The sequence below is a fragment of the Gordonia sp. 852002-50395_SCH5434458 genome (assembly GCF_001665905.1).
Taxonomy (GTDB): Bacteria; Actinomycetota; Actinomycetes; order Mycobacteriales; family Mycobacteriaceae; genus Gordonia; species Gordonia jacobaea.
Genome location: NZ_LZTC01000040.1, coordinates 300,572 through 312,175, shown reverse-complemented (window position 1 = coordinate 312,175; position 11,604 = coordinate 300,572). Strand labels below are relative to the sequence as shown.

Genomic DNA, 11,604 nt, shown 5'->3' with positions numbered 1-11,604 from the left:
TATGCGATCGTCGGCAGCGTCAGATGTGTATAAGAGACAGCCGTTGCCGGGGAGCCACCGCTTTTCGTTGGACGGCCGGTCCGGGACTCAGTCGTGCCAGGGGGCGATGGGATTGCCCTGCCAGCGGGTGTGCGCGGGCACGACGTCGCCACGCATGACCAACGACGCGGGGCCGACGGTCGCCGATTCGCCGAGGCCGGACGCGGGTAGCGCGACACAATGCGGTCCGAGCGTCGCGCCGTCGGCGAGGACCACGCGGTCGATGGCCATGACCCGATCGTGGAACAGGTGCGTCTGGACGACGCAGCCGCGCTCGACGGTCGCGCCCGCACCGAGCGACACGAGGTCGGCCTCAGGGAGCCAATAGGTTTCGCACCACACGCCCTTGCCGATCTGGGCGCCGAGAAGCCGGAGCCACACATTGAGGACCGGAGTTCCGGTCGCGGCGTTGGCAAACCACGGTGCCGCAACGGTTTCGACGAAGGCGTCGGAAAGCTCGTTGCGCCACACGAACGAACTCCACAGCGGATGCTCCGACACTTCGATCCGGCCGACGACGGCCCACTTCGCCGCTGCGGCAATGCAACACGCGATGGCACCGCACAGGATCAACAGCAGGCCGCTGACCAGACCGGCGATCACGTAGTTCGCCTGTTGGGCGATGTACTGCAGGCTCAGCAGCATGAAGATGCCGAGTCCGAACGAGATCATCACCGGGATCAGTCGCAGCGTCTCGATCACTGCGCGTGCCACTTTGAGGCGCGCGGGCGGATCGAACGTCCTCGACGTGTCGGTCGTCGCAGCGGTGCGTCGAAGTCGAATCGGTGGACTACCAAGCCAACTCGACCCCGACTTGGCTCGGTCGGGTGCGGCCGACAGCACGGCGACGAGACCGTTCTTCGGTACCTTGCGGCCTGGCGCTGCCATTCCGGAGTTGCCGAGGAACGAGCGTTTGCCGATCTTGACGTCGTCGATGTGCATCCAGCCGCCGCCGAGTTCGTACGACGCGACCATGGTGTCGTCGGCGAGGAACGCGCCGTCGGCGATGGTCGTGAATTTCGGCAGCACCAGGGCAGTCGAAATCTCGGTCCCCTTGCCGACTTTCGCGCCGAGAATGCGGAACCACCATGGTGTCAGCAGGCCGGCATAGAGAGGGAACAGATACGTGCGGGCGGAGTCGAGCAGTCGCTCGGTCATCCACACCTGCCACCCGACGCGCGAACGCACCGGGTGATAGCCCTTCTCGAGACCCAGTGACATCGCGCGCACGAGGATCGCGGTGATCGCGGCGAACACAGCGAGGCTGACGATGGTCGCGGCGGGTAGCAGGATCAGCGAACGGATTGCGACGTCGCGGAGCCGGTCGGCGTGCAGCGCCCATGTCCCGATGACGAGCAGCCCGACACCCAGGGAGATCAGCGGGATCGCAGCGAGAACCATCGAGGACAGTCCGTAGAGCGGAACCCAGATGCTTGCGCGACGGGGACGGTGATCGGGCCACGAATGCGTCGCCTTACCGATCTTCACCGCGGGCGATCCGGCCCAGTGCTGCCCGGCCTTGACCCGACCGAACACCGCAGATCCGGGGCTGACCTCAGCATCCTTGCCGACGACGGCGCCGGGGGCGAGCGTCGACCGCGCACCGATCGTCGCACCGCGCTTGATCACGATCTCGCCGATGTGGACGAGGTCGCCGTCGATCCACCAGCCCGCGACGTCGACCTCTGGTTCGACGGACGCGCCGTCGCCGATGGTCAGTTTTCCGGTCACAGGTGGAATCGTGTGCAGGTCGACGCCGCGCCCGACGGACGAGCCGAGCGCGCGTGCCAGATAGATCATCCACGGCGCACCCGACAGGTTGGCGGCGCCACTGGCGACGAGCAGACGCTCGGCGACCCAGAGTCGGATGTGCACGTTGCCGCCGCGAGGATAGGTGCCCGACTCGACGCCGCCGAGCAAGATGCGCGATCCGATCGCGGCAATGACCATCCGGCCGGGCGGCGTGATGAAGATGAGGAACGCGACGAGCACGACCCACCAGTTGACCTCGACGAGCCAGGGCACAGACACGTCGAGCCTGCGGGCGGCCCACGCACCGATGTTGTTGACGACGCCGAGCCACGTCGCCCATTGCAGTCCGGTCAGCGTCGACAGCGGCACCGACAGGAGTAGTTGCGCGACGCCGGTGGCGGCAGGGGTCGGTTTCACCTCACGCGGGTCGACGACCTCCGCGGCTGTCGTCTCGCCGAGGAACTCCGCGAGTGAGCCCAACCGCGGGTGGTCGTAGAGGTCGGCGACGGTGATCTCGGGGTAGCGCTCGCGCACTGCCGTCACCAACTGCGCCGCGGCGAGCGAGCCGCCGCCCTCGGCAAAGAAGTCGGTCCCGGCACTCGTGACGGTCGCGCCGAGAACATCTGTCCACCTCGCAGCCAGCCACGCTTCGGTGCTGCTGAGGTCGCTTGCGTCCTCGTCGTCGGAGTTGTCGGTACCCGGTAGCGGCCACGGGAGTGCGTCGCGGTCGACCTTGCCGGACGTCCTGGTCGGCAGTTCGTCGACGAGCGCGAGTCTCGGCACCATCGGTGCCGGAAGTTGTTCTGCGAGAAGGTTATGCGCGTTGGCGACGTCGAACTCGGGGTCGGCGGAGACGAGGTAGCCGACGAGCAAACTGTTGCCCGCGGCTGTCTTTCGGACCGCGGTCGCCGCGCCGCTCACCCCGGGCAGGTGCTGGAGTGCGTTGTCGATCTCGCCCAGTTCGATTCGTCTGCCGCCGACCTTGACCTGATCGTCGGCGCGACCTCCGAATACCAGACCCTCACGGTCGAGGCGTACCAGATCGCCGCTTCGATAGGCGCGTTCCCAGCCGAGAGTCGGCATGGGAGCGTACTTTTCAGCATCCTTGGCCGGGTCGAGATAGTGCGCGAGCCCGACTCCGCCGATGATCAGCTCACCGGTTTCTCCTTCGGCAACGGGTAGTCCATCGGCTCCGACGACGGCGAGATCCCAACCGGGTAGAGGCAATCCGATGCGGACCGGGCCGGGGCCACCCAGAAGTGCCGCACATGCGACGACTGTCGCCTCGGTGGGGCCGTAGGTGTTCCACACTTCGCGGCCATCGACGGCGAGCCGGTCGGCGAGTTCGGGCGGACACGCCTCGCCACCGAAGATCAATAGTCGGACGGCTTCGAGTGCCTCCGGCGGCCAGAGTGATGCGAGGGTCGGCACCGTCGACACGACGGTGATGTCGCGGGCGACGAGCCACGGTCCGAGGTCCATGCCGCTGCGCACCAGGGACCGAGGTGCGGGAACCAGGCATGCGCCGTGACGCCACGCGAGCCACATCTCCTCGCACGAGGCGTCGAAGGCGACAGACAGGCCTGCGAGTACCCGGTCGCCGGGGCCGAGCGGTTCGTCGCGGCAGAACATCGTCGCCTCGGCGTCGACGAATGCGGCGGCGTTGCGATGCGTGACCGCGACGCCCTTGGGGGTTCCGGTCGATCCCGACGTGAAGATGATCCACGCGTCGTCCCCAGGGGTCGGGCGGTTGGCGTCGGGTGAGGCGGCCGTGGCTGGTGATTCCGGGGCTGCTGGGTCAGGAGTGAGGGAATCGGCGGCGGGGTCGGGGGATGCGTCGGCCGTGACGTGTATCCCCGCTGCGTCTGTGACGTGAATTCCATCGGCGTCGGCGATCGCGTCGACCTTCGCTTCACCGAAGACCAGCGTCGCGCGTTCTTCCGGGTCGTCTGCGTCGACCGGAACGTAGGCGCCTCCCGCGTAGAGCACCGACAAGATAGCGGTGTAGAGGTCGCGTGAACCGGACGGCATCCGGATGCCGACTCGCGAACCACGACGCACCCCGAGTTGCTCCAACCGCGCCGCGCCGCGTCGTACCACCGCGGTGAGCTGCGCGTATGTGAGGATTTGGTCGCCGTCGTCGATGGCGGGAGCGTCGGGGTACCGCGCGGCGGAGGCGTCGAGGATGTCGCACAATGTGCGTGGCGGTGCCGCCTGAGCCGACAGTAGAAACTCGGAGGGAATGGAATTGGGCAACCCGAGAGGACGCGAATCCGTGTCAGTCACGCCGGGTACCGCCGATTCTCGAGAGTGAATGTTGACCCTGATGCGGATGCGTACGCATCACATGGTGTCGCTGACATGGCTGCTGTGGAGTGTCCTAGCTCTCTGATTCGCGCGGCTGGTGAGATCGCGCTCGGAAATCCCGGCGCCAGACTGTCGGTCTCCCGAAACGGGTGTAGCTTCACATTCATCGGTTCCGAACACACTGTAGGTAGTTGCACTGTAGATATCTCACCGTGGGAAACCTCGCGGGAGCACTCTGTGCAGGAATACTAGCCAAGGGAATTCGGCCCGTGGTTGCCGTCGACGCCGCCACACGATTCTGATCGCGCATCACTTTCTCGCGGTTGGGTTGGGGTGAGGAGAAACAGCATGCCAATTGTGCATCACCGAAAGGCGAGTGCGCTCTCGTACCCACTGTGGTTTGCGACTCGTGCACTCTTGAAACCAACGCTCGCGGTGTGGCCGTTGAACAGGCCTGGGTTGGCCGGACTCTTCTTGATCGATCGTCTGTTCGCCGGAGCGCCAGAACCGAGACACGTTGTTCGTGAGCAGATGGAGCTCGCAGGCCGACCCACAGAGGTGGTCATGCCGAGCGGACCGTCGCGGCGCGACGCCGATACCGCGATCCTCTACCTCCACGGCGGTGCATTCGTCGTCGGAGGTCTGGGAACACACCGCTCGATTGTCGCCCGACTCGCGAAGGCGTGCGCGCTGCCGGTCTTCTCGCTCGAGTACCGCCAGCTACCGAAGGCGGGCGTCGGGACATCGGTCGACGACGCCATGGCCGCCTACCGCGAACTGCTCAGCGAGCGCGGATATCGACGGCTGATCGTCGCGGGCGACTCCGCGGGCGGCTTCTTGGCGATGAAGGTCGCCGAGGGCACCTACACGGCCGGTCTGCCGACACCGGTGGCCCTCATCGGGTTCTCCCCGCTACTCGACCTCGACCTGGGCACCAACCCCGACCGCTGTAGCCGTTCCGACGCCTATCTGCCGATGAGCAAGATGGCGCGCCTCGTCCCGCTGCTCGACAGGGGGCCGATCCCGCTGCGCGGTGCTCGCCGCGCCGCCGACATCGACGCCGAGGCGTTCCCACCGACGGTGATGATCACGGCAGAGAACGAGATGCTCGAAGCCGACGTGATCGAACTGATCGAACGCCTCGACGAGGCGGGAGTCGACGCCGTCGCGCACAGCTACTCCTGGCAGGTGCACGCGTTCCCGGTCATGAACGCCCGCCACACCGAGACGCTGCACGCCGTCGAGACCACCGCCGCCTTCACCACGCAGGCGGTCCGCGACGCCAAGGCCGCCGACGAGCGCGACGCCAAGGCGGTCGGCTGAGCGGACGCCGCTGGTCGAGCCCTGCCGCTGGTCGAGACCACCTCATCGCAGGTCGAGCGGCGCCCGCTGGTCGAGCTTGTCGAGACCACCGCATCGCTGTCGAGCCCTCACCCGCTGTCGAGCCCTCACCGCTGGTCGAGCCCCCGCCGCTGGTCGAGCCTGTCGAGACCACCCCGCCGCTGGTCGAGCCGTCACCCGCTGGTCGAGCTTGTCGAGACCACCTCCCCGCGGCGTCGAACGCCCAACCTCCCGGTCGTCGACGTAAGCGCGGCGTCGAACTGCCATAGTGGAGAGGCGCGGCAGACATCCCGCGCGGCGTCGAGAAACAGGTGGTGGACAACGGTGAGTGCGACTGCGTCACATTCGACTGGGGCAAGTAAGACCAAGACGGTCGGAGAGCTCTTCGGCTTCGACAGGTTGATCGACGACCAGGAGCGGGCGATCGTCGACACCGTTCGCGACTTCGGTGCCAAACGTCTGCGCCCCCATGTCGGCGAGTGGTTCGAGGACGGCACGCTTCCCGTCCGGGACCTCGCCCGCGAGTTCGGCAAGCTCGGCCTGTTCGGCATGCACCTCGAGGGATACGGCTGCGCCGGAACGTCGGCAACCGAGTACGGACTGGCTTGCCTGGAGGTTGAGGCCGTCGACTCAGGTCTGCGCAGCTTCATGTCGGTGCAGGGATCGCTCGCGATGTTCGCGATCCGCGCCTTCGGCAGCGAAGAACAACGCGAAGAATGGCTGCCCAAGATGGCTGCGGGCGAGGCGATTGGTTGCTTCGGCCTGACCGAACCCGACTTCGGCTCGAACCCCGCGGGCATGCGGACCGTCGCGAAACGCGATGGCGACGACTGGGTCATCAACGGTTCCAAGATGTGGATCACCAACGGCAGCGTCGCCGACGTTGCGATCGTGTGGGCGCGCACCGATCTCGAAGAGGGATCGCGCGGAATCCGTGGATTCGTCGTCCCCACGGATACCCGCGGCTTCCGGTCGATGGTCGTCAAGCACAAGCTGTCGCTGCGGGCATCGATCACCGCCGAGTTGTCCTTCGAGGACATGCGGTTGCCGGCGTCGGCGATGCTACCGGGCGTGACCGGACTCAAGGGTCCGCTGAGTTGTTTGAACGAGGCGAGGTTCGGCATCGTCTTCGGTGTCGTCGGCGCCGCGCGCGACTGTCTGGAGAGCGCACTCTCCTACACCGCTGACCGCGAGGTCTTCGACAAGCCGTTGTCGGGATACCAGATCAGTCAGACCAAGATCGCCGACATGGCGCTCGAGGTGGGCAAGGCATTCCTGCTCGCCATCCAGCTGGGGCGCATCAAGGACGAGACCAAGATCGCACCCGAGCAGATCAGCCTCGGCAAACTCAACAACGTCCGTGAAGCGATTGCCGTTGCCCGCGAGTGTCGAACGCTGTTGGGCGCCAACGGGATCACACTCGAATACCCGGTGATGCGGCATGCCAACAACCTCGAATCCGTGCTCACCTACGAAGGCACAAGCGAGATGCACCAACTGATGATCGGCAAGGCGCTCACCGGACAGGATGCCTTCCGGTGACCAATCCCCAATTCCAGCGCGCCGCACAGGGTTTCTCCCGCGGCATGGTGATCTTCGGTTCCGTCGTGCTGATGGTGTGCGTCGGGCTGCTCGTCGTCAACTGGTGGAACAACCAGCAGTGGCTGTGGGTAGTACTCGGCATCGGGATCATCGTCGTGAACATCGCGATGGTCGGGCTGACGTTCCGCAAAGCCAAACTCGCCCCGCCCATTCCGGACCGCCACGACGACGAGGACTAGCCGCCGGCTGATCCACCCCGCTGGTTGAGCAGGCCGCGAGCGCAGCGAGCAGCCGTGTCGAACCACTACGCGCTCTGCCCGCTCACCCCGCTGGCAGGCCGCCCCAGCCCGCTCGCTGGCCAGCCACCCCGCTGGCAGGCCGTCCCATCCGCTGGTTGAGCAGGCCGCGAGCGTAGCGAGCAGCCGTGTCGAAACCACTACGCGCTCAACGTCTCCGGGCAGCACTCCGCCTGCTGCTCGGAGCTCCCGTCGGCGAACTGTGTGCGGTAGAGCTGCGCGTATCGTCCATTGGCCGCCAACAGTGTTCGGTGATCACCACGTTCGACGACGCGCCCTGCTTCGATCACCACGATCTGGTCGGCGGCACGGATCGTCGATAACCGGTGCGCGATAACGATCGACGTGCGCCCCTCCAGCGCTTCGGCCAACGCTTCCTGAACCGCGGGTTCTGATGTCGAGTCCAGGTGCGCGGTCGCTTCGTCGAGGATCACCACGGCGGGGTGTGCCAACAGAAGTCGCGCGATGGTCATGCGTTGACGTTCGCCGCCCGACAGTCGATACCCGCGTTCGCCGACGATCGTGTCCAGGCCGTCGGGCAGGCTCGCGACCAACTCGTCGAGCCGCGCGCGCCGCAGCGCGTCCCAGATTGCATCGTCGGATGCATCTGGTTGAGCCAGAACGAGATTCGCGCGGACGGTGTCGTGGAATAGGTGTCCGTCCTGGGTCACCAATCCGACATTCCGGTGCACCGATTCGCTGCGCAGGTCGCGCACGTCGACGCCGTTGAGGCGGACGGCGCCTTCGTCGACGTCGTACAGGCGGGTGGCAAGACTCGCGATCGTCGACTTGCCCGCGCCGGAACTCCCCACCAGCGCGACCATTGAGCCCGCCGGGACGTCGATGTCGACGTCGTGCAGCACCTGAGTCCCACCCCGACTGTCCAGTTGCGCAACCTCTTCCAGCGAGGCCAGGGAGACCTTGTCGGCCGATGGATAGCCGAAGGAGACGTGGTCGAATCGGACGCTCACACCGTCGTCGGCGTCGGGAACGTCGGTGGCGTCGGGCTTGTCGTCGATCAGGGGTGCGAGGTCGAGTACCTCGAAGACCCGCTCGAAACTGACCAGCGCACTCATGATTTCGACTCGCGCGTTCGCGAGTGCGGTGAGTGGCGCGTACATGCGGGTCAGCAAGAGTGCCAGTGCCACAACGGCTCCCGCGGAGAGGTGTTGATGTACCGCGAGCCAGCCGCCGAGTCCGTAGACGAGCGCGAGTGCCAACGCCGACACCAACGTCAGTGCGGTGATGAAGACGCCCTGCAGCATGGCGCGTCGCACACCGATGTCGCGGACCCTGTCTGCGCGCTTGGCGAATTCACGACTTTCCAACGTCGGACTGCCGAACAGCTTGACCAAGGTCGCGCCAGGTGCCGAGAAGCGTTCCGTCATCTGTGTCGACATCCGCGCGTTGTGCTCGGCTGCCTCATGGGAGAGAGCGGCCATCCGTCGAGCCATGCGTCGTGCGGGAATCACGAAGACAGGCAACAGAACCAACGCCAACAGAGTGATCTGCCAGCTGATCGCGAACATCACGCCGAGCGTCAACGCCAACGTCACGATGTTCGACACCACACCCGAGAGCGTGTCGCTGAACGCGCGTTGCGCGCCGATGACGTCGTTGTTGAGCCGGCTCACCAGCGCGCCGGTCCGGGTACGCGTGAAGAACGCGACGGGCATCTTCTGGACGTGGTCGAAGACGGAGCGTCGCAGATCCAGGATCAGCCCCTCACCGATGTGCGCCGACAACCAGCGCGTGCCGATTCCCGCTGCGGCCTCGGCGACGGCGATCAGCGCGATCAACACAGCGAGTCCGACGATCGTCCCGCCCGATCCGCCGTCGCTGATCAGATTGACCACGCGCCCGGCCAGGATCGGGGTCACGACCGTCAGCACCGCGGTGCACACCGACAGCGCGAGGAACACCCCGATACGGGCGCGGTGTGGGCGCGCGAAGGTCATGATGCGACGCAGCGTGCTTCGTCGGTCACCGCGCAGCCGCTTGCGCGACGGTGAGCTCGACGACTTGTACATCATGTCCCAGGCGACGGACTGCATACTCATGAGTTCAAGGGTAGAAGCTCAAGTAAGGTTTAAGTACAGCCGCGCGTTGCGCTCGTAGCGGACGGGCCAAGTCGGCCCATCGCAGAGCGCTGCGTGTCATACCCACAGTCGAGAATGTGAGTCATGGCCAAGATTTATCCGATCAACGACTGGGACTCGATGCTTGCGTGGGTCGCCGAATCGCTCGACGACCAACCGCCCGGCCTCGAGTTCAGCCTCGGCCCCAACGATGTCCGATTGGCAGATGATTGGGACGAGTTGGAAGCCGAGGTCGAAGAGGACGACCTCGACATCGACGACGAGGCCGACTTCGCCGCGCCGGACGCCATCTGTGTGCAGGTCTACGTCCTGAGCGATGGCATATTCCTGGTGCGGAGGTCGCGCACCGCTCTGCGGACACTGCGCTTCGTCGACCACGACGCATCAACGATGCCCATCGACATCTGGCAGGACGACGATCCGTTCGACGACTGCACCGACGGGTACCTCTACACGCGCGATCGGCTACTCGCTGCGGAGGCGTGCATCAGTTGGTTTCGTGACAACTCCGACGCGCCTGATCGGACCGACCTCGGCTGTCACTACAGCTACGCCGTCGAACTTCCCCGCGGGCGGTCCGCCGACGCGATCACCCCGTGAGCCGCGCGGGTCGAGTTGCGTGGGACGCACGGGTACAAAAATGCACCCCTGGATCCCACGCAACTGTCGGACCCTCGACGCTTCGCTAGGCTGCGGCGATGAGCGAGGTAGTCCTGACCGGCGTGCTCGTCTGCGCCGACGACGAGCAGGCGGAAATCGTCGAGCGGCACCTGCCGCGCCACGTCGAACTCACGCGTGACGAGGACGGATGTGTGTCGTTCGACGTCGAGCGCCTCGGTGCCGGTCTGGTCTGGCAGGTGCGGGAGCGCTTCCGCGACCGCACGGCGTTCGATGCTCATCAGCGGCGCGTCGCCGCGAGCGAGTGGGGTGCCGTGACTGCAGGGATTGAGCGGCGATACGAGGTCGACGACCACCGATAGTGCTGGTCCACGTAGCAGATTCGCCTCGATCGAGCGTTATGGTCCGCGTCCGGCGCGGCCCGGTCCAAGTTGCGTGGGACGCACGGGTACAAAAATGCACCCCTGGATCCCACGCAACCGTCGGCCCTGCTGCCTGAGTACGTTGGATCACATAGACGGTCGTCGGCAGTGAGGTGAAGGCATGGCACAGCAACTCAAGCTCGGATACAAGGCCTCGGCGGAGCAGTTCGCGCCGCGTGAACTGGTGGAGATCGCCGTCGCGGCCGAGGAGCACGGCATGGACTCGGTGGCCGTCAGCGACCACTTCCAACCGTGGCGGCACAACGGTGGCCACGCGCCGTTCTCGTTGTCGTGGATGGCCGCGGTCGGGGAGCGCACCAACCGCGTACAGATCGGCACGTCTGTCCTGACCCCGACCTTCCGCTACAACCCCGCGGTCATCGCGCAGGCGTTCGCGACGATGGGCTGCCTGTATCCCGACCGCATCATGCTCGGCGTCGGCACGGGCGAGGCGCTCAACGAGTACGCCACCGGATTCCAGGGCGAGTGGCCGGACTTCAAGGAGCGCTTCGCTCGTCTGCGCGAGGCCATCAAGCTCATGCGCGAGCTGTGGACCGGCGAGGAGGTGACCTTCGAGGGGGAGTACTACCACACCAAGGGCGCCTACATGTACGACCTGCCGGAGCACCAGATCCCGGTCTACGTGGCCGCGGGCGGACCGGTCGTCGCACGGTATGCGGGCCGCTCGGGCGACGGCTTCATCTGCACGTCCGGCAAGGGGCCCGAGCTCTACACCGAGAAGCTCATCCCGGCTGTCCGGGAGGGTGCGGAGAAGGTCGACCGGAACTTCGCCGAGATCGACCGCATGATCGAGATCAAGATCTCGTACGACCCCGATCCTGAACTCGCACTGGAGAATTGCCGCTTCTGGGCGCCGCTGTCGCTGACCGCCGACCAGAAGAACAGCGTCAACAGCTCGACCGAGATGGAACGCCTTGCCGACGAACTGCCCATCGAGCAGGTCGCCAAGCGGTGGATCGTCGCATCCGACCCCGACGAGGCCGTCGAGAAGGTCAAGTTCTACACCGACGCCGGCCTGAACCACCTGGTCTTCCACGCGCCCGGCCACGATCAGCAGCGCTTCCTCGACAACTTCGAGAAGGACCTCGCCCCGCGGCTGCGCAAGCTGTCCGTCGCCGACTAGAAAACCACGCGCAGAAACCTACGCGCCCTGGGCCGTTGACCTGT

The 11,604-nt window shown here is 66.0% G+C and carries 8 protein-coding genes; 6 read left to right on the top strand and 2 right to left on the bottom strand.

Annotated elements, in window-relative coordinates:
* Positions 1–87: 87 nt before the first annotated feature.
* Positions 88–4,077 carry a Pls/PosA family non-ribosomal peptide synthetase gene (locus A5785_RS09740; protein ID WP_197494460.1) on the bottom strand — a complete coding sequence of 1,330 codons (3,990 nt, stop codon included), beginning with the start codon at positions 4,075–4,077 and terminating at the stop codon, positions 88–90.
* A 369-nt stretch (positions 4,078–4,446) separates the two neighbouring features.
* Here A5785_RS09740 and A5785_RS09735 point away from each other — a divergent pair, with 369 nt between their 5' ends.
* From A5785_RS09735 to A5785_RS09725, 3 genes are all read left to right on the top strand, one after another.
* Positions 4,447–5,421, top strand: a complete 975-nt coding sequence (locus tag A5785_RS09735) for an alpha/beta hydrolase (RefSeq protein WP_049700379.1) — start codon at positions 4,447–4,449, stop codon at positions 5,419–5,421.
* A 342-nt stretch (positions 5,422–5,763) separates the two neighbouring features.
* Complete coding sequence (locus tag A5785_RS09730; RefSeq protein ID WP_064866174.1) at positions 5,764–6,981, top strand: acyl-CoA dehydrogenase family protein; 1,218 nt, start codon at positions 5,764–5,766, stop codon at positions 6,979–6,981.
* A complete protein-coding gene (locus A5785_RS09725) occupies positions 6,978–7,220 on the top strand; it encodes a hypothetical protein (protein ID WP_049700381.1) in 243 nt (80 codons plus the stop codon). Before A5785_RS09730 ends, A5785_RS09725 begins: the two co-directional genes overlap by 4 nt.
* A 197-nt stretch (positions 7,221–7,417) precedes the next feature.
* On the opposite strand, the gene A5785_RS09720 is transcribed toward A5785_RS09725, so the two are convergent.
* Entirely contained in the window at positions 7,418–9,337 is a 1,920-nt protein-coding gene (locus A5785_RS09720; protein ID WP_064866172.1) for an ABC transporter ATP-binding protein, read from the bottom strand.
* Positions 9,338–9,460: 123 nt separating this feature from the next.
* On the opposite strand from A5785_RS09720, the gene A5785_RS09715 reads away from it, so the two are divergent.
* The 3 genes from A5785_RS09715 to fgd all read left to right on the top strand — a co-directional run bounded on the left by A5785_RS09715 (position 9,461) and on the right by fgd (position 11,560).
* Complete coding sequence (locus A5785_RS09715) at positions 9,461–9,976, top strand: hypothetical protein (protein WP_064866170.1); 516 nt, start codon at positions 9,461–9,463, stop codon at positions 9,974–9,976.
* A 98-nt stretch (positions 9,977–10,074) separates the two neighbouring features.
* A complete protein-coding gene (locus tag A5785_RS09710; RefSeq protein ID WP_064866168.1) occupies positions 10,075–10,356 on the top strand; it encodes a putative quinol monooxygenase in 282 nt (93 codons plus the stop codon).
* A 181-nt stretch (positions 10,357–10,537) separates the two neighbouring features.
* The gene (fgd, locus tag A5785_RS09705; protein ID WP_064866166.1) at positions 10,538–11,560 is read left to right on the top strand and encodes a glucose-6-phosphate dehydrogenase (coenzyme-F420); all 1,023 of its coding nucleotides are present in this window, start codon (positions 10,538–10,540) and stop codon (positions 11,558–11,560) included.
* Positions 11,561–11,604 lie beyond the last annotated feature (44 nt).